Here is an 18,198-nt window from a genome sequence, read left to right on the forward strand (position 1 = left end):
CCTCGCTCGGCGCGATGGCCCTGACGTTCTACGCCATCCTGACGATCATGTGCGTCAACGACATCATCGCGTACAAGTTCAACATCTCGATCAACGCGACGACGTGGATGGGCCGCATCGGCATCGTCCTGCTGCCCCCGCTCGCCTACTTCGTCACCTACCGGTTCTGCCTCGGCCTCCAGCGCAGCGACCGCCAGGTGCTCGAGCACGGCCTCGAGACCGGCGTGATCAAGCGCCTGCCGCACGGCGAGTACGTCGAGGTCCACCAGCCGCTCGGACCCGTGGACGACCACGGCCACCCGATCCCGCTGGAGTACCAGGGCACCACAGTCCCGAAGAAGATGAACAAGCTCGGGTCGGCAGGCAAACCCGGCTCCGGCAGCCTGCTCGTCGCCGACCCGGCCGAGCAGTCCGATGCCCTCTCCGCGGCCGCCCACAAGAACGAGCACGACCAGCTGGCGATCCTCAAGGATGTCCAGGACAAGGCCCACGGCCACGGCGCGTACGCCAAGGGACACGGACCGTCGGGCGACGGCAGCGAGCGCTGACACGCACGGTCCCCGACCACCGCGACAGGTGGCCGGGGACTCCTGCTGAGTCAGGCGACAGCGCTGAGTCAGGCGACGGCGGCGGCCGCCGTCAGGATCAGCTGGGTCACCTCGTGCGGATGCGATGCCAGCGAGGCGTGACCGGCGTCGAGTTCGACGGTCTCGCGGGCACCGATGCGCTCGGCCATCCACCGTTCGGTCTCCGGCGGGATCATCCGGTCCTGGCCGGAGACCAGGTACCAACTCGGCTTCTGCTTCCAGGCCGGTGGGCCCGACGGGTCGGCGAAGCACTGACCCGAGATCGGCTTCTGCGTCGTGGCCATGACCAGGGCCTCGGTGTCGTCGAGGTCCTGACTGAAGCTCTCCTGGAACTTGTCCTGTGCGATCCACAGGAATCCCTGCGCATCGGGGGCGATGTTGGCCGCCCCCGCCGGCTGATCGGTGCGGGCGAAGATGCTGCCGAGGCTGTCCCCCTCATCGGGCGCGAAGGCCGAGATATACACCAGTCCAACGACATTCGCGGCGTGCCCCGCCCCCGTGATGACGGCGCCACCGTAGGAGTGACCGACCAGCAGCGTCGGCCCGTCCATCGATTCCGCCAGCTTTCGCGTGCGGTCCACGTCGTCGGCGAGCGAGGTCAGCGGGTTCTGCACGGCGACGACCTTGTGCCCGGCGTTGTGCAGGGTCGGGATGACGTGGCGCCAATGCGAACCGTCCCCCCAGGCGCCGTGCACCAGAACGATGTTCACCTTGTCGGCCATGATGGGCCCACCTCTCGGGTCGAGTGTTCGAACGGTGGTCACGGCCCGCCGTCCGATTGGGGGCCGCCGCGCGCGGCCCGAACTCCTCGTTGGCCGCGCAGAATCCACGCTAGGCAGACTTTGGGGCAAAGACCATGATCAGATCGCCATGATTTCGTGCCCAAACGCCGAACACCACCCGCGCCGTCCGATTGACGCGGCGCCGACCCGACGGTGGTTCAGTTGTGGGTGAGCGCCGACCCCAGCGCCTGCGCGACCTCGGCCTCCAGCGTCGCGACGAGCGCCTCCGGCGGCCGCTGCCCGCACACCTCCAGCCAGTTCGCCAGCATCCGGTGGCCGCCCTGGGTCAGCACCGATTCCGGATGGAACTGGACGCCGTGGATCGGCAGCTCCCGGTGCCGCATCGCCATCACGATGCCGGTGTCGGTGTGCGCGGTGGCGATCAGCTCGTCCGGCATCGTCTCCGGCAGCACCGTCAGCGAGTGATAGCGGGTGGCGGTGAACGGATCGGGCAGACCGGCGAGCACCCCGGTGCCGTCATGGCTGACCTGGCTGGTCTTGCCGTGCAACAGTTCCGGCGCCCGGTCGACGGTGGCCCCGAACGCGGCGCCGATGGACTGGTGACCCAGGCACACACCGAGCAGCGGGGTACGGGCCGCCGCGCACGCCGCGACCAGGTCCATGCTCGCGCCCGCCCGCTGCGGCGTGCCCGGTCCAGGGCTGAGCAGCACCCCGTCGAACTCCGCCGCGACGGCGTCGCGGTCGGCGAGCTGCGGGTCGTCGTTGCGCCAGACGGTGGCCTCGGTGCCGAGCTGGCCGAGGTACTGCACCAGGTTGAACACGAAGCTGTCGTAGTTGTCGACGACCAGGATGCGCATTGCAGCAGGATATGCGGCTTCGCCGGTTGTGCGCGATCGGCACCCCACCTGGGGTACGGATCACGCACGGGCGGCGCGGGCGCCTAGTTGGCGAACTTGGTCCTCAGTTGGCCCGTGTACGCCGGCACGGTCAACGAGTCCGAGGCGTCCTGGGTGTATCCCAGCCCGTAGCGGACCGCGTACTGCTTGAAGGTGCGCACGCCGGGCTCCGCGGCGAGCGCGGCCTCGATCCGGGCCGGGTCGCCGATCGCCGTCATCTGATACGGCGGGCTGTAGGTCCGCCCGTGCAGCAAGAGCGTGTTGCCGATGCAGCGCGGCGCCGAGGTGTTGACCACGCGCTGGTCCTGCATCCCGACCGCGGTCGCCCCGCCTGCCCAGAGCGCGTTCAGCACGCTCTGCACGTCCTGCTGGTGCACGACGAGGTCATCGGGCGAGGCGCCGGCGGGGAACTTGCCGTCGGAGTCTCGGGGCGCGTCGGTGAGGGTCACCCGCACGCCGGGTCCGGTGACCTCGCTCAGCCCCGCCGCGGCCTCCAGCGCCCGGCTCTGCTCGAGAACGCCCGCGACGTCGGAGTCGGAACCGGCCGCCTGGTCCTGCAGGGCGGCCAACTGCGCGGCAAGGCCGTCGCGCGCCCCCGCCGCGTCGTCCACGTCGGCCTGCGCACTGCGCACCAGGTCGGAGAGCCTCGTGGTGTCTCCACGCCGCAGCTCGTTGCCCTCCGAGACCGCGCGGGTGGTCGCCAACAGCAGCCCGGTCACCACGCAGACCACCGGGACGCAGATCTTCCAGAAGAGCTGCCTGCGCCGCGGCGCCGCGTGCGCCGCAGGCCGATGGGAGGCGGTCGGATCGGGATCGGTCGGATCGGGATCGGCCACGGTCCTCACCTCCTCCCCCTGTCCGCGCTCGCCTGCGCTCGCGGGTCCACCCAGCAGACCCTGCCCGGGCACGTCTGTGCTCGGCTAGCGTGTACTCACCACCGGTAATCTCGAATCTACCTGGTGGGCGTCGACGCCGACGCCGACGCAATCGCACGATCCGCACTGAACCAACGAGGACGTCATGCCCAAGTCGAAGGTCCGCAAGAAGACCGACTACACGATCAATCCCGCGAACCGCACGCCTGTGAAGGTCAAGGTCGGCCCCTCCAGCACGCTCTACGTGTCGGTGATGCTCGGCTTCATGCTGCTCGGGCTGGCGTGGCTGATCGTCTACTACCTGGCCGCGGACCAGATCACCTGGATGAACGACCTGGGGGCCTACAACTTCCTGATCGGCTTCGGTTTCATGGTTGTCGGCCTCATCATGACGATGAGATGGCGCTGACCTGGGAATATCCCCAGCCCAACCGCATCAATTACATCGTTGTCATTCATCCCCAATGTGGATAAACCCTGTGGATAGCTGTGGAGAGCCTGTGCACAACCCCGAAAACCCTGTGCACAACCCCGAGCTCGCATGGTCCACACCCACCGGTGCGCTGATCGCGACCGGTGTCGGCGGGGTGGCCATGCTCCTCGCCGCCGCGGCGGTGCCGTCGGATCCGGCGGGACGGGTGCTGATCGGTCTCGGCGCACTCGGGCTGCTGGCGATCACCGCGCTTGGGCTGCGTCAGCGGCCCCGGCTCGCCGTGCTCGACGGCGCGAGGGGGATCGCGGTGCAGCGGCTGAACGGGCGCCGCGAGTACCAGGCGTCGGAGCTGAGCCGGGTCAGGATCGTGCGCTATCCACGGCTGGGCCGTCGGGTGCCGATGCTGGAGATCGACGTGCGCCCGCCGGGCGTCGACGACGACAAGCTGCTGATCTTCGGTCGCTGGGACCTCGGCACCGATCCCACCGATGTCTTCGAGGCGCTCGCCGGCCGCGGGCTGGTGCCGCCGGAGCGACCGCGCCCGTAGCCGGCGAGGCGACTACATCCCGAGTTCGGCCCGCAGCTGCGCCATCCGCAGCGCGATGACACCGACCGAGAACACGGTGACGGCGGCGAGACCGCCCCAGCCGAGGGTGCGGGCCTTCTGACGCTCCGCTGGGGTGCCGAGGCTGCCAGGGGCGAACATCAGCGCGGCGGTGGCGGCGGCGCCCGCGACGAGCCCGCCGAGGTGTCCCCACAGCGAGATCCCCGGGATCGTCACGCTGATGATCACGTTGAGGGCGATGATGGCGAGGACCGGGCCCGGGCTGCGCTTGAGCCGCAGCAGGATCACCGCCTGCGCGCCCATCAGCCCGAACACCGCGCCCGAGGCGCCCGCGGTGACGGCGTTCACCTGGAATGCCATCACGGCGGCCGAGCCGCCGAGGATCGAGACGAGGTACACCGCGACGTAGCGGGAACGCCCGAGGATGATCTCGGTGTCGCGGCCGATCACCCAGAGCGCGAACATGTTGACCAGCAGGTGGACCGCACCGAAGTGCAGGAAGCCGCTGCCGAGCACGCGGACCAGGTCGCCGTCGGCGACCGCGGGCGGCCACAGCGCCCAGCTGGTGAACAGCGGCGAGCCGAGGTGGTTGTTCGCCACGTTGCCGGACTGGAGCACCGTGATCGCGTAGATCAGGACGTTGAGCCCGATCAGGACGTACGTGACGATCGGGGTCGGCAGGCCGGTCCGCACCGGCGCGCCCGCGACGGTGCGGGCCGAGCGGGTGGTCTTGGCGTCGGCGGCGATGCAGTCGACGCAGTGCTGGCCGACGGCGGCCGGTCGGAGGCACTCGACGCACGCGGGACGGCCGCAGCGGGTGCAGGACAGCGCGGTGGGCCGGTCCGGGTGCCGGACGCACCGCGGTTGGGGCGGCGTGCCGTCACCGGACACGCCACCCCAACCGGGGTTGGTCATCTCGCGGTACCGATCAGGAGATGGTGATGCTGTTGATGACGACCGCCTCCAGCGGGCGGTCCGTGCGGTCCACCGAGGTTCCGGAGATGGCGTCGACGACCTTCTTCGACTCCTCGTCCACGACCTCACCGAAGATGGTGTGCCTGCGGTTGAGGTGCGGGGTCTTGCCGGTGGTGATGAAGAACTGCGAGCCGTTGGTGCCCGGTCCGGCGTTCGCCATGGCCAGCAGGTACGGCTTGTCGAACTGCAGCTCCGGGTGGAACTCGTCGCCGAACTGGTAGCCCGGGCCGCCGCGGCCGGTACCGGTCGGGTCGCCGCCCTGGATCATGAAGCCGTCGATGACGCGGTGGAAGACGGCGCCGTCGTAGAACGGTCCGGTCTTGGTGCCCGAGGCGTTCTCCGTGCTGTAGGCCTTGGTGCCGTCGGCGAGCCCGACGAAGTTCTCGACGGTCTTCGGCGCGTGGTTGCCGAACAGGGCGATCTTGATGTCGCCGCGGTTGGTGTGCAGCGTTGCGGTTGCGGTCTGATTCGGTGAGGTCACTCCACCATGGTGCCATTCCGTCCCAGGGAACATGTGCGACAGTGGACAGATGACTCGCGCGACGAAGTCCACCCCGGTTTCTGTCCCCGCCCCGGCCGACCAGGCGCCCACCCTCGAGCTCGTACCCCCCGCACCCGAATCCTCCACGGTCAGCAGCGCATTGAGGCTCGCGCAGCTCGCGGCGCTCGGGTTCGCCAGGGGCACGGGAGGTGTCGCGAAGGGCACCGGAGTGGTGGCCAAGAGCACCGGGGCGTTGAGCCTCTACCTCGGCCGCCAGGGCTACGCCCTGGCCAGGAAGGCACTGTCCTCCCGACCCAAGGCCGTCCCCGCGCTCGCGCTGGTGGACGAGCAGGCCGTCGCGGCCGTGGCCGCCGAGCAGGTCAAGGGCCGCAAGCGCGGCAGGCGGGCGCTGCTGGTCATCGGCCTCGGTGCGGCCGTGGCCGCCGGCGCCGTGTACGTCAAGCAGCGTCGACGGGAGATGCCGCCGGTCGCGTCGGCGCCGCCGAGCCTGCGGGACGTCGAGAACTCCTGAACACCGCTGTCGCCGCGGCGCAGCCCGCCGCGGCGACGGCCATCGACGACCACAGCAGGGGCTCGCGGCCCCCGGCGTCGCCGAACACCAGCAGGCCGAGGTTGACGGCCGCGTGGAACCCGGTGGCGATCAACAGGCCGCCCTTGCGTCCGTTGTCGAGGAGCACCGCCAGCAGCACGGACATCGCGATCGTCGCCGAAAGGAAGGCCGCCGCGTACGCGGCGCCCTCCGTGAACACCTGGACGTGCCACACCCCCCACACGGTTCCGACGAGCACGCCGGTGACCAGCACGGAATACCTCGTGCGCAGGTAGGGCTGCAGGAACCCCCGCCAGCCGAGTTCCTCCCCACACGCCCCGACGCACTGCGCGAGGACCAGCAAGCCCAGCGGCGCCCCACCGGCCCGGACGGCCGAGAAGTCGGGGTCTGCGCCGAGGGACACGAGCACCGCCGCCGGCAGCGCCAGAACGACCAGTACCGAGCCGAGCGCAGCCGCGAGGGCGGCCATGTCGGGCCGCCACATGCCCAGTGCCAGCGGCGGACGCCATCTGCCCCGCCAGACCGCCAGGACCGCCGCCACCGCGATGGCCGGTGCGAATTGCACCAGTTCGAGCAGGTCCGCGTCGGGGCCGGTCACCGCCTGGAGCGCCACGAGGACGCCGCCCGCGAGAAACGCCACCAGCACGTAGATCGTCGTCGGCGCCCACCTGCGGGGCGGAGCTGCGTCGGTCGTCATGCCACGAGCATCGCGGCGCGCCGACGGCAGCACATCACCCCACGGTATCGGTGGCCCCTGCTACCGGAGGACCAGCAGGCGTCAGGACGAGCAGGTGCTCGGTGCCGGTCGATCGTGGAATCGGTCGACCATGTAGGTCAGTGCCTCGGGCAGGCCGAGGACCAGCGGCGCACCGTGGTTGATCACGGAGCCCGGCAGGACGCTCGGTAGCGGGTTCTCGGTGAACTGCACCGTCGCGCCGCGGCCGCACCAGGCCGCGGCCAGCTGTTCGGCCTGGCCGAACGGCACCACGTCGTCGTGGTTGCCGGACTGGATCAGGACCGGACCCGACGGCGTCCCCCTGCCGATCCGCTGCCGCTCCAGCAGTTCCTTCGCCAGCGGCAGCCGATCGAGCACCACCGAGAGCGATTCGCCGCTGCGGGTGTACTCGCTGGTCTTCTGGAAGGCGAAGCGCGCACCGGTTTCGACGACGCAGTAGTCGCGCGTCGCCGCCAGCATCGCCTTGCCCTTGTCGTTGAGCTCGGCCTCGATGAGCGGCCGGGACTCGGGGTAGGCCTGGGCGAGGCCGTTGATCGCGTACCCGATCGCGCCGGTGAGGAAGGACCCGTCGATCTGCGCCAGCGTCGCGGCGAGGTCCGCGGGCGGCGCCCCGGCGTAGGTGCCCTTCACCTTGAGTTCCGGCGCGTAGTCGGCGGCGAGCTCGGCCGCGGCGGCCGCCGCGCCGCCACCCTGCGAGTATCCCCAGAATCCGACAGGGCCGGACGCGGTGATGGAGGTGCCGGACAGGTTCCTGGCGGCCCTGGCCGCGTCCAGGACCGCATGCGCCTCGGCCGCGCGGTTGACGTAGGTGTGCATGCCCGGCGTGCCGAGGCCGTCGTAATCGGTGACGACGACGGCGATGCCCTGCAGCAGCAGTGCGTTGATGCCGAGCACCTCGTACTCGGTCATCAGCCCGATCGGCCCCTCGTAGGTCAGGAGCTGGTTCAGCAGCTTGGAGGGGGCGCACTGGTCGCCCTGGCCGTGGGTGCCGACCGCGAGGCTGACCAGGGGCCGGGGTCCGGGGCCCTCCCACGGCCGCTGCGGCTCGAGGTAGGTGCCGGTGACCGCGTTGGCCGCGCCGTTCGCGTCGGTGCTGCGGTACATGATGCGCCGGCCATCGGCGGGGAACGCCCCATCGGTTCCCGGCACCCGGAGCGCGAGTTCGGACGGCTCGGTGCGGATCAGGTCGCCGGGCGCGCTCGCCGTCAGGTCGGCTGGCGGCGTGTAGAAGTCCGCAGGCGCCGCCGCCGCCATGGGCGCCACGATCGCGGCCACGACCACCGACATGGCCGCCGCGACGACCGCACCCCGCCAACCGTTTACGCGCGCACTCATGTCCACCGTCGACTCCGCCCCGTGTCCGTTGACTCCGGTCGCGAAGCCGTACGCACGGTAACACATACATTTCGGCAGGTGGGCGGGCCGATTCCAGGGCGTCGACACCCGACCGCGCGGTACTGAAACCAATTGCTGCACAGGTTTGTTCACAATTGCACAGGCTCGGCATCGGCCATCGAGTGTGCAGCTACCGTCGGCTTCTCTCGACGTTCGCCCCCTCCCCCGAGCACTTCGTGCAGGGAGGTACCCCCAAACTGCACACTCGGCGATGCACAGCGCACAGCACACAGCCCGCGACCAGGAGCTGATCGCGGGCTGTGTGCCTACCGTCTGTTGCTGCGCGGGCGCGAATCAGGGCGCCGCGGGTGCCGGCATCCCCGGCAGGGTCGGGAGTGGCCCGACGAAGTTGAAGAACGCCGATCGCAACGGTTCGCCACCGACCATGTCCAGTCCGATCACGCCACCGATGAGCGAGCCGATGATCGATCCGGGGAAGCAGCCGGCGAGCACACCGACCACGCAGCCGACGAGGAGCCCGATGATGCCCCCGACGGTCTGCCCGACGATCCCGCCCATCTGTGCCTTCTGGATCTCCCCCATCAGGCGCTGCTGGTCCGCGGGGTTGTCCCAGGCGACCGGCTGAGCGAACGAGGGGATCGTGTTCGGGGTCAGCGTCAGGGTCCGGCCGCCGTCGCCGATCACGGGCGCGATCGAGTGCGTCTCACCGTTCGCGCGATATGCGAGAGGAATCGTGCCGATGGGCGAGCCGTCGTCCCGGAGCACGCTCACCCCGGACCCATCCCCCGAGACCCGGAACACGCCCGCGTCCAGCAGGGTGACGACCGAGTTCCCGCCCGGCGCGAGCCCGGTGCTGTACCCGACGCCCTGGTCCCGACCTTGCATCTGGGCGCCGACCAACGCGGCTGGCTCGGCGTGCGAGGTCGCCGCCCCGGCGCCCATCGCGGCCGTCACGAACAGTGCAGTGGCGACAATCTTCCTGAGTTTCATGTCGGCTCCCGGGTTCGGTTGCGATTTCCCCCAGCCGAACAGTAGTCGAGACCGTGTGATATCGAACACAATTCGATGAACTTGCCTCGGCATGCGATCCGCTTGTGACGTTGGCCCGCCGCCGCACCCTGTCGCCCATCCAGCAAAGAACACCCCTCACCGGAAAGTGAGGGGTGTTGATGTGATGCTGTGGAGCCTAGGAGATTCGAACTCCTGACATCTGCCTTGCAAAGGCAGCGCTCTACCAACTGAGCTAAGGCCCCGTCCGCGCTAGCGGCTGGTGACCTCGTGCCATACGTCCTGACTGCGGCGCGACCGCAGCTTGGTCAGCCCGAAGAGAACGGTCACAACGGCTGCCGTGAGAAGCAGTACCTTCATGCTCGAACCCTTCGTCGGCACGGGGAGTGGGCCTAGGAGGACTTGAACCTCCGACCTCTTCCTTATCAGGGAAGCGCTCTAACCGCCTGAGCTATAGGCCCTTAACCTCGGTCCGGGAGACGCGTTGAACTTGTCTCCCCGAACCGAGGCATGAGATTACCCCACCGACCGGCCGCGACCAAAACCGGCCCGGCGGGGAACCAAAACCCCTGGTCAGTCGCGATCGGCGAGGGTCACTTCGACCCCACCGACCAGGTCCGTGCAGAGGTTGTAGATGAACGATCCGATGGTGGCGAGCGCCGTGAAGAGCACCACATTGATGGCACCGACCAGCGCGGCGTAGCCGAACACCTGCCCGGCGCTGACGAGGCCCTCGTCGCCCGACTCCGACACGATGTCGGTGAAGGCGTTGTTCAGGCGATCCCAGACACCCATGCCGTCGAGCACGACGTACAGGAATCCCACGGCGAACATCCACACGAAGAACAGCGCCACCGAGATCACCAGGGACACCTTGAGCGTCGACCAGGGGTCGACCTTGCGCACCTGGATGGTCGCGCGCAACGGGTCACCCGCGACCGCGTCGATCGGGACGGCCACGACCGCGGGCTGCGCGCCCGTCTTGGCGCCGGCACCGGCGGCCGCGGGGGCGTCGCCCGGCAGCGGATGCTTGACCGCGGACAGGTCCGGCAGATCCTTCGCCAGATCGGAGCGGTCGATGTGCCGGGTCGGGCCGTCGATCACCGCCGTCTTGGCCTTGGCGGCCTCCTTGCGGGCCGCCTTCGCCGCGTCGTCCCCCGAGGGGGCTCCCGCCGCGGGCTTACCGGCCGCAGGACCACCGGGACGGGTCCCCTGGCCACCCGGGGCCGAGGCCGGACGCGTGCCGGGCGCGCCGGCGGCGGCACCCGGACGCGTCGCAGGACCACCGGCCGGCGCCGCGGGGCGCGTACCGGGACCACCCGTGGGCGAGCTCGGACGAGTGCCTGCGCCGTTGGCCGGGCCGCCGTTCTGCTGGGGCCGCTGGCCGGGCCCCTGGCCCGGCGCCTGGCCCGGCGCCTGGCCCGGCGCCTGGGTCGGCCGACCACCCTGCGGGGCGGCCGGGGCCGCACCGCCCTGCGCCGGAGCGCCCGCGGGCCGCGATCCCTGGGCGGGCGCCGATCCCTGGGCGGGCGCCGCGGGGGTCGCGGCAGACGGCTGGGCCTGGGCCGGACGGGACGGTCCGGTCGGCTGCTGACCCTGCGGCGCCTGCCCCTGAGGGCGCGGCGGTGTCTGGCCCGCGCCCTGCGCGGGCGGGGCAGGACGGTCCTGGCCGGGAGCCTTGGCGGGGGCCTGCTGCGCGGGGGCGGCGGGCTGACCCGGTGCCGACTTCGCCGACTCGGGAGCGTCGGGCTTGGCAGGCGGCGTCGGGGTCGACGGCGCCGGTGACGGGGCCCCGTTCGCCTCCTCCGGCTTACCGGCCTGCGGCTGGGAGCCCGGACCGGCAGGTGGCCCCTGCCGGTCGCTGCTGGGCTGGTTGGGAGTGCTCACTAAGACTCCTTCGATCCGTCACTCGCGGCGGTGTCGGACTCATCGGGTTCATCGGCGTTGCGCGCGATCGCGAGCAGGGTGTCACCGTCCCCGAGATTCATCAACCGCACGCCCTTGGTCTGTCGGCCGGCCTTCCGCACCTGCTTGGCCGCGGTGCGGATCACTCCCCCGCCGGAGGTGATGGCGTAGAGCTCGTCATCGTCGTCGACGATGAGCGCCCCGACCAGGGTGCCACGGCGCTTGTCGTACTGAATCGTCAGCACGCCCTTGCCGCCGCGGCCCTGGACCGGGTAGTCCTCCATGGCGGTGCGCTTCGAGTACCCACCCGAGGTCGCGACCAGGAGGTAGGTGCCGTCGCGCACCACGTTCAGCGACAGCAGTTCGTCGTCGCCGTTGAAGCGCATGCCCTGCACGCCGGAGGTGGCGCGGCCCATCGGCCGCAGCGCCTCGTCGGTGGCGGAGAAGCGGATCGACTGACCCTGCGCCGACACCAGCAGCAGATCGTCCTCCGAGGAGGCGAGCACGGCACCGACCAGCTCGTCCTCGCCGCGCAGGTTCACCGCGACGATGCCGCCGCTGCGGTTGGAATCGAAGTCGGTCAGCTTCGACTTCTTGACCAGGCCGTTGCGGGTGGCGAGCACCAGATACGGCGCGTCCTCGTAGGTCTTGATCTGGATGATCTGGGCGATCCGCTCGTCCGGCTGGAAGGCCAGCAGGTTCGCCACGTGCTGCCCGCGTGCGGTGCGGCTGGCCTCGGGCAGCTCGTAGGCCTTTGCCCGGTACACCCGGCCCTTGGTGGTGAAGAACAGGATCCAGTCGTGGGTCGAGCTGACGAAGAAGTGCTTGACGATGTCGTCCTGCTTGAGCCCGGCGCCCTGGACGCCCTTGCCGCCGCGCTTCTGCGAGCGGTAGAGGTCGGTCTTGGTGCGCTTGGCGTACCCGGTCTCGGTGATGGTGACCACCACGTCCTCGCGGGCGATCAGGTCCTCGTCCGCGACGTCACCGTCGGCCGCGATGATGCGGGTGCGCCGGTCGTCGCCGTACTTGTCGACGATCTCCTTGAGCTCGTCGCGCACGATCGCACGCTGACGCTCCGGCTTGGCCAGGATGTCCTCGTAGTCCGCGATCTCGCGCTCGATCTCGGCGAGTTCGTCGATGATCTTCTGACGCTCGAGGGCCGCGAGGCGGCGCAGCTGCATCGCGAGGATGGCATCGGCCTGGATCTCGTCGACGGTGAGCAGCTCGATCAGTCCGGCCCTGGCGATGTCGACGGTCTGCGACGCCCGGATGAGCGCGATGACCTCGTCGAGCGCGTCGAGCGCCTTGACCAGGCCGCGCAGGATGTGGGCCCGCTCCTCGGCCTTGCGCAGCAGGTACCTGGTGCGCCGGACGATCACTTCGAGCTGGTGCGTGGTGTAGAGGCGGATCATCTGATCCAGCCGCAGGGTGCGCGGCACCCCGTCGACGATGGAGAGCATGTTGCAGCCGAAGCTGGTCTGCAGCTGGGTGTGCTTGTAGAGGTTGTTGAGCACGACCTTCGCCACCGCGTCACGCTTGACCGTGACGACGATCCGCATGCCGACGCGGTCCGAGGACTCGTCGTGGATGTCGGAGATGCCTGCGATCTTCGCGTCCCGCACCTGCTCGGCGATCGAGGTGATCAGGTTGTCCGGGTTCACCTGGTAGGGCAGCTCGGTGATCACGATCGTGGTGCGCCCCTTGGCGTCCTCCTCGATCTCCACCACGCCGCGCATCCGGACCGAGCCGCGGCCGGTGTGGTACGCGTCGCTGATGCCCTGGCCGCCGACGATCAGGCCCGCGGTCGGGAAGTCCGGTCCCTTGATCCGCTCCATCACCGCCGCCAGGGTGGCTTCCTCATCGGCCTCGTGGTTCTCGAGCGCCCAGTAGATGGCCTCCGCGACCTCGCCCAGGTTGTGCGGCGGGATGTTGGTGGCCATACCGACGGCGATGCCGCCGGAGCCATTGATCAACAGGTTGGGGATACGGCTGGGGAGAACCGTCGGCTCTTGCGTCTTGCCGTCGTAGTTCGGCGCGAAATCGACGGTATCGTGGTCGATTTCGCGGAGCATCTCCATCGCGAGCGGCGTGAGCCTGCACTCGGTGTAACGCATCGCGGCCGCGCCGTCGTTGCCGCGGGAACCGAAGTTGCCCTGGCCGTCGACGAGCGGGTAGCGCAGCGACCACGGCTGGGCCATGCGGACCAGGGTGTCGTAGATCGAGGTGTCGCCGTGCGGGTGGTAGTTACCCATCGTGTCGGCGACCGGTCGCGCGGATTTCACGTAGCCGCGGTCCGGGCGGTACCCGTTGTCGTACATCGCATAGAGCACGCGGCGGTGCACGGGCTTGAGGCCGTCGCGCACGTCCGGCAGGGCACGGCCCACGATCACGCTCATCGCGTAATCGATGTAGCTGCTCTGCATCTCTTGCTGAATGTCGACGGGCTCGATGCGGTCGTGCCCCGTCCCCTCAGGCGGCAACGTGGTGTCGGTCATGAGCTCCTCTTCTACTCGGCTTCGCGTCTCCTCGCGGACTGGCCGCCTCGCAGGATGTCGCGCAACCACACGAGTCTATAGGTGCAGGTCAGCTAGACCCGGCATCACTCGCGGATTGTCGGCAGTTACCACGGGGAACACACCGTGACGGCGCTCGAGTCCGCAGGTCGATCCGTCGATCACCGGGGTCGTCCGGAGCCGGAACCGGCCCCCCGTCTACGACGGGAGGCCGGGGCTGGCACCGCGCGTCGCGGCACCACCGAACAGGGAGGAGACGAGTGTTACGCGACCGGCTGACCCAGCCGGCGCAGCGCGTACTCGGTGATCGCGACCAATCCGCCCTTGGCCGACTCCCGATCGCGGGCGTCGATGGACATGATCGGCACATCGGCCGACACCGCGAGCGCCTGCCGGATGTCCTCGAGCGGGTACCGCGGCGCGTCGTCGAACTCGTTCACCGCCACCAGGAACGGCAGCTTGCGGGCCTCGAAGAAGTCGACGGCGGCAAAGCTCTCGTCGAGCCTGCGGGTGTCGATCAGCACGATCGCGCCGATGGCGCCGCGGATCAGGTCGTCCCACATGAACCAGAACCGGTGCTGTCCCGGCGTCCCGAACAGGTACAGGACCAGGTCGTCGGCCAGGCTGATGCGGCCGAAGTCCATCGCAACCGTCGTGGTGGACTTCTGCGGAATCCCGGTGAGGTTGTCGACGCCGTCGGAGGCGTTCGTCACCAGCGCCTCGGTCCGGAGCGGCACGATCTCGGAGACGGCCCCGACCAGGGTTGTCTTGCCCACGCCGAATCCACCGGCGATCACGATCTTTGTCGAGGTCACCCGATTCTGCTGGGCGCTAGATTTGGCGAAGTCCACCGAGGACCCTTTCGATGAGTTCCCGACGCTCGCTGTCGCTCGCGTCTTCTTGCAGCGTGGCCAGGATTCGCAGGTGACCGGCCTCGACGAGGTCCGCCACCAGCACGCGCGCGACCCCGATGGGGACGCCGACCCGAGCGGCGATCTCCGCCAGCGAGGGCGATTGTGCGCACAACGCGACGATGGTCGCCTCGATGTCGCCCAGGTCCCAGTTCCGGTTCTCTTGATCGGGCAGGACCTGGATCAGCGCCTCCAGCGCCAACTCCACCGCGGGTTTCGTGCGCCCTGATGTGAGGGAGTACGGCCGGACCAGGCTGGGCCCGGTCTCCGTCTCTGCGTTGTGCTGCTCGTCCATGGCTACCTCGGAATCAGGTCGCGATACCGGCTCGCGGCGTCGCCTGCACGGAGGCGCCGACACGATCGACCAGTAGTGCCATCTCGTACCCGACCTGGCCGATGTCGCAGCCCGACGAGGTGAGCGCGGCGAGGTGCGAGCCGTCGCCGACGCTCATCAGCAGCAGGTACCCGTGCTGCATCTCGACGACGGACTGGAGGACGCCGCCGCCCTCGAACAGTCGGGAGACCCCGGCCGACAGGCTCGCCAGCCCCGAGGTGACCGCAGCGAGCTGCTCGGCGCGGTCCAGCGGCAGGTGCGCACTTCCCGCCATGAGCAGGCCGTCCGCCGACACCAGCACGGCGTGCGAGACGCCCGGCACCTCACGCGCGAAGTTCGAAACCAACCAGTCGAGCGAGTAGCCGCCCGCGGATCCCTGATCCGAGTTGAGCGCGGATCCCTGATCCATGTTCATCTGTCTCCTTAGATGCTGTTGCGTTCGGCATGGCTGGCCGCACGACCGTCGCGGATGCCCTGTTGGTGGCGGCTGAGCTTCTCGCGGATGGCCTCCGGGTCGCGCAGCTTGGCAGTGGTGATCTTGTCAGCTCCGTCGACGCCGCCGGGAACCAACTGGTGTCCCGGTTGCCGCTGCGGGAGTCCGGACTCGGTGCGGGCCTCCACCCGAGGGGTGATGGCGCGCTCCGCGGCGCTCCAGCCCTCGTCCGCGGCCGAGGTCCAGTTCTTGTTGACCTCCCCCTCTGCCGGCGTCGTCAACCAGTCCGAGACGATGCCGGTCGAGACCATGCCGCTGAAGATCGGCGTGGTCTCCTGCGGGTGCAGGATCGGGCGCAACGGCTCGACGTTGGCGCGCGGCTGGAAGAACGACGCGGTCTTCTGCGAGTTCACGCGGTAGCGGTGCTGCGTGCTGCCTGCGGGCTCCGCGCTCGTGGCCGGTGCCGCAGGTGCGGCAGGTGCGGCAGGCGCCGCCGGTGCCGATTCGACGGCAGGCGCGGCCCGAACCGGGGTGCTCACCTCGGGATTGACCGGGGGCAGTCCGGTCGTCGCACCCGGGGTGCGCTGCGGCAGACCGCTGGCCCCCGGGGTGCGCTGCGGGAGACCGGCCGACGGAGCCAGCGGACTCGGCTGCGGTGACGGGCTCGGCACGGACTGGCTGGGCTGAGGCAGACCCTCCGGAGCGGCCGGGGTGCGCTGCGGCAGAACCCCGAACATCGCCGGGGTGCGCCGGGGCGGAACGTTCGGCTCGGCCGGGGCGCGCTCCGGCAGACCGTTCGGAGCGGCCGGGGTGCGCTGCGGCAGACCGTTCGGCGCGGCCGGGGTGCGCTCGGGCAGCCCGATCGGACCCGTGGTCAGCGGTCCGGGGCCCACGGTGACGGTGACCGGGACCGCGGGTTCCGCGACGACGGCCTGTTCCCCCGTGACGGGGTAGCCGTCGGAATCGACCTTGCCCTGCGGGCCCGTCATCCCCATCGTCATCGACGAGACGAGTGCGGAGTGCGGGATGTGCACGCTGACCGTCACGCCCTGATTGCGGGCGGTCTCGAAGGTCGGCCGCATCCGCACGGTCAGCCCGTGCTGCTCCGCGAGTCGGCTGGCCACGAACAGACCCATGTGGCGGGCCGTCTCGGGGCTCACCTCGCCACCCGAGGCGAGGCGGTCGTTGATGACCGCCATCTCCGCGGTGGGGATGCCGATGCCGCGGTCCGTGATCTCGAGCAGGAGCCCGCCATCGACGGCACGCGAGAAGTTGAAGGTCACCTTGCTGTCCGGCGGGGAGGCCCGCAGCGAGTTGTCCAGCAGCTCGGCGAGCAGGTGCACGATGTCGGTGGCGACGGCGCCGCTGATGGCACCCTGCGGCGTGGCCTTGACCTCGACCCGCTGGTAGTCCTCGACCTCGGACATCGCGGCGCGCACGACGTCACCGACCTGGACCGGGGCGGAATGGCCGCGGCGGGTCCTGGTGCCCGACAGGATCAGCAGGTTCTCGCCGTTCCTGCGCATGCGGGCGGCGAGGTGGTCGAGCCGGAACAGGCTCTCGAGTCGCTTGGGGTCCTTCTCCTCGAACTCCAGGTTCTCGATGAGTCCGAGCTGCTGGTCGACGAGGGACTTGCTTCGCCGCGCCAGCGTCTCGAACATGTCGCCGATCCTCAGGCGCAGGTGCGCCTGCTCACCGGCGAGACGCAGGGCCTGGCCGTGGATGTCGTCGACGGCGCGCGCGAGCTGTCCGATCTCCTCGGTGGTCTGCACGGGCACGGGGTCGAACTCCATGACCCCGGAGTCGTCGCCGTCCTTGATGCGATCGATCGCATCGGGCAGATCGTGGTTGGCCACCTGGAGCGCGCCGCGGCGCAGCCTGCGGATGGGGTTGATCAGCGACCGGGCCACCAACAGGCCGAGCACCGTCGCCGCGATCAGCGTGCCGAGGACGACGAGCGAGTCGCGGATCGCGGCGCTGGTCGTTTCCTTCTCGCGCTCGGCGACCGTGGACGCGATCGTGTGGGTGGATTCCTGGAGCAGCGTGCCGTAGAGCTTGACGCTCTCGAGCATCGAGGCACGGAGCTCGAGCAGCGGCAGCGCGCCACCCACCGCCCCGTCGATGATGGCCACTCGGGCGCGGTTGCGATCGCGCAGTTCCTGGATCTGCGCGTCGGACTGGGGGTACGACCGGGCGAGGACGTCGATCATCGCCCGCTCCGCACCCGCCGCCGAGTACAGGGCGTTCAGCGAGGCGTTCGGGTTCTTGAGCACCTCGAGTGCCGCGGTGACCTGGTCGGCGAGGCGACGCTGCGATGCCCAGACGCCGACGAGACGGTCGTGCGCGTTGAGGACCTCGGCATCGTCGATGGGGAGGATGATCTCGTCGACGATGTCGGTCATGTCCGCACGGATGGCGGCGGTCTTGGCGGAGAGCTCGGGGTCGGCGACGCCGTTGTTGACGTCATCGCGGATCTTCTCGATCCCGACGAGCGCGTTCCGCAACTTCTCCGCGACGTCGTCGGGGAAGGCCGGGTTGAAGGTGGCGGCCTTGGCCGCGACGATCGCCTTCTCCATCGCGACGATGTCCTCGTTGGTGACCGTCTTCGTCGCATAGCCGGCGGACACGGTGCCGAAGATGGTGCCGAGGTCGACGATCTCGGGAATGTCTGCGACCTGTTTTGCCTGGTTGCGGAACTCGATCGCCTGGCTGACCTCGTTCTGAACCCGAAGTCCACCGAGCACGACGGCAACGGTGAGCGGGACCGCGAGCACCGCGGCGACCTTCCACCGCAGGCCCCAGCCCTCGAGGTTCCACGGCCTGTTCGGCGGCGGCGTCTCAGTGTTCATGTTGCAAACTCACTTTCCTCCCAGGTG

Annotated in this window: 17 protein-coding genes, 2 tRNA genes and 1 pseudogene; 4 read left to right on the forward strand and 16 right to left on the reverse strand. The window is 69.8% G+C overall.

Features of this window, described 5'->3' with window-relative positions; all coding sequences use genetic code 11:
* Positions 1 to 548, forward strand: a pseudogene (locus BR31_RS29095) (cytochrome b); the annotation flags it as partial.
* A 68-nt stretch (positions 549 to 616) separates the two neighbouring features.
* Here BR31_RS29095 and BR31_RS0117705 read toward each other — a convergent pair.
* The 3 genes from BR31_RS0117705 to BR31_RS0117715 form a co-directional block, all read right to left on the reverse strand.
* Positions 617 to 1,309: an alpha/beta hydrolase gene (locus BR31_RS0117705; protein ID WP_027502146.1), complete on the reverse strand. Its 693-nt coding sequence runs from the start codon at positions 1,307 to 1,309 to the stop codon at positions 617 to 619.
* Positions 1,310 to 1,527: 218 nt separating this feature from the next.
* Entirely contained in the window at positions 1,528 to 2,187 is a 660-nt protein-coding gene (locus BR31_RS0117710; protein WP_027502147.1) for an aminodeoxychorismate/anthranilate synthase component II, read from the reverse strand.
* A gap of 83 nt (positions 2,188 to 2,270) precedes the next feature.
* Positions 2,271 to 2,969: a DUF881 domain-containing protein gene (locus BR31_RS0117715; RefSeq protein WP_027502148.1), complete on the reverse strand. Its 699-nt coding sequence runs from the start codon at positions 2,967 to 2,969 to the stop codon at positions 2,271 to 2,273.
* A gap of 277 nt (positions 2,970 to 3,246) precedes the next feature.
* Here BR31_RS0117715 and crgA point away from each other — a divergent pair, with 277 nt between their 5' ends.
* Both crgA and BR31_RS0117725 read left to right on the forward strand, forming a co-directional pair.
* Positions 3,247 to 3,510: a cell division protein CrgA gene (gene crgA, locus BR31_RS0117720; RefSeq protein ID WP_027502149.1), complete on the forward strand. Its 264-nt coding sequence runs from the start codon at positions 3,247 to 3,249 to the stop codon at positions 3,508 to 3,510.
* Between the two features lie 91 nt (positions 3,511 to 3,601).
* Positions 3,602 to 4,081, forward strand: a complete 480-nt coding sequence (locus BR31_RS0117725) for a PH domain-containing protein (RefSeq protein ID WP_231496546.1) — start codon at positions 3,602 to 3,604, stop codon at positions 4,079 to 4,081.
* Positions 4,082 to 4,093: 12 nt separating this feature from the next.
* Here the strand turns inward: BR31_RS0117725 and BR31_RS0117730 are convergent, their stop codons facing one another.
* Both BR31_RS0117730 and BR31_RS0117735 read right to left on the reverse strand, forming a co-directional pair.
* Positions 4,094 to 5,014 (reverse strand): rhomboid family intramembrane serine protease, encoded by a 921-nt coding sequence (locus BR31_RS0117730; protein WP_027502151.1) that lies wholly within the window; start codon positions 5,012 to 5,014, stop codon positions 4,094 to 4,096.
* A gap of 13 nt (positions 5,015 to 5,027) precedes the next feature.
* Entirely contained in the window at positions 5,028 to 5,555 is a 528-nt protein-coding gene (locus BR31_RS0117735; RefSeq protein WP_027502152.1) for a peptidylprolyl isomerase, read from the reverse strand.
* Positions 5,556 to 5,604: 49 nt separating this feature from the next.
* Here BR31_RS0117735 and BR31_RS30670 point away from each other — a divergent pair, with 49 nt between their 5' ends.
* Positions 5,605 to 6,087 carry a hypothetical protein gene (locus BR31_RS30670; RefSeq protein WP_051637531.1) on the forward strand — a complete coding sequence of 161 codons (483 nt, stop codon included), beginning with the start codon at positions 5,605 to 5,607 and terminating at the stop codon, positions 6,085 to 6,087.
* Here the strand turns inward: BR31_RS30670 and BR31_RS0117745 are convergent.
* The 11 genes from BR31_RS0117745 to BR31_RS0117800 form a co-directional block, all read right to left on the reverse strand.
* Positions 6,014 to 6,823 (reverse strand): CPBP family intramembrane glutamic endopeptidase, encoded by an 810-nt coding sequence (locus BR31_RS0117745; protein WP_156042533.1) that lies wholly within the window; start codon positions 6,821 to 6,823, stop codon positions 6,014 to 6,016. The genes BR31_RS30670 and BR31_RS0117745 overlap by 74 nt on opposite strands.
* An 81-nt stretch (positions 6,824 to 6,904) precedes the next feature.
* Positions 6,905 to 8,197: a lipase family protein gene (locus BR31_RS0117750; RefSeq protein WP_027502154.1), complete on the reverse strand. Its 1,293-nt coding sequence runs from the start codon at positions 8,195 to 8,197 to the stop codon at positions 6,905 to 6,907.
* 354 nt (positions 8,198 to 8,551) lie between these two features.
* Complete coding sequence (locus BR31_RS29105; RefSeq protein ID WP_051637533.1) at positions 8,552 to 9,208, reverse strand: DUF8020 domain-containing protein; 657 nt, start codon at positions 9,206 to 9,208, stop codon at positions 8,552 to 8,554.
* A gap of 190 nt (positions 9,209 to 9,398) precedes the next feature.
* Positions 9,399 to 9,471, reverse strand: a tRNA-Ala gene (locus BR31_RS0117760).
* 142 nt (positions 9,472 to 9,613) lie between these two features.
* Positions 9,614 to 9,687 (reverse strand) — tRNA-Ile (locus BR31_RS0117770).
* Between the two features lie 112 nt (positions 9,688 to 9,799).
* Positions 9,800 to 11,113, reverse strand: a complete 1,314-nt coding sequence (locus tag BR31_RS0117775; RefSeq protein ID WP_027502155.1) for a DUF3566 domain-containing protein — start codon at positions 11,111 to 11,113, stop codon at positions 9,800 to 9,802.
* Complete coding sequence (gene gyrA / locus BR31_RS0117780) at positions 11,113 to 13,626, reverse strand: DNA gyrase subunit A (RefSeq protein WP_027502156.1); 2,514 nt, start codon at positions 13,624 to 13,626, stop codon at positions 11,113 to 11,115. Before gyrA ends, BR31_RS0117775 begins: the two co-directional genes overlap by 1 nt.
* A 281-nt stretch (positions 13,627 to 13,907) precedes the next feature.
* Positions 13,908 to 14,459: a GTP-binding protein gene (locus BR31_RS0117785; RefSeq protein ID WP_027502157.1), complete on the reverse strand. Its 552-nt coding sequence runs from the start codon at positions 14,457 to 14,459 to the stop codon at positions 13,908 to 13,910.
* Between the two features lie 16 nt (positions 14,460 to 14,475).
* Entirely contained in the window at positions 14,476 to 14,850 is a 375-nt protein-coding gene (locus BR31_RS0117790) for a DUF742 domain-containing protein (protein WP_027502158.1), read from the reverse strand.
* A gap of 13 nt (positions 14,851 to 14,863) precedes the next feature.
* The gene (locus tag BR31_RS0117795) at positions 14,864 to 15,298 is read right to left on the reverse strand and encodes a roadblock/LC7 domain-containing protein (RefSeq protein ID WP_037177155.1); all 435 of its coding nucleotides are present in this window, start codon (positions 15,296 to 15,298) and stop codon (positions 14,864 to 14,866) included.
* A 14-nt stretch (positions 15,299 to 15,312) separates the two neighbouring features.
* Positions 15,313 to 18,171 (reverse strand): ATP-binding protein, encoded by a 2,859-nt coding sequence (locus BR31_RS0117800; RefSeq protein WP_027502160.1) that lies wholly within the window; start codon positions 18,169 to 18,171, stop codon positions 15,313 to 15,315.
* Between the last annotated feature and the right edge of the window lie 27 nt (positions 18,172 to 18,198).

The sequence above is a fragment of the Rhodococcus sp. UNC363MFTsu5.1 genome (assembly GCF_000686785.1).
Classification (GTDB): domain Bacteria; phylum Actinomycetota; class Actinomycetes; order Mycobacteriales; family Mycobacteriaceae; genus Rhodococcus_G; species Rhodococcus_G maanshanensis.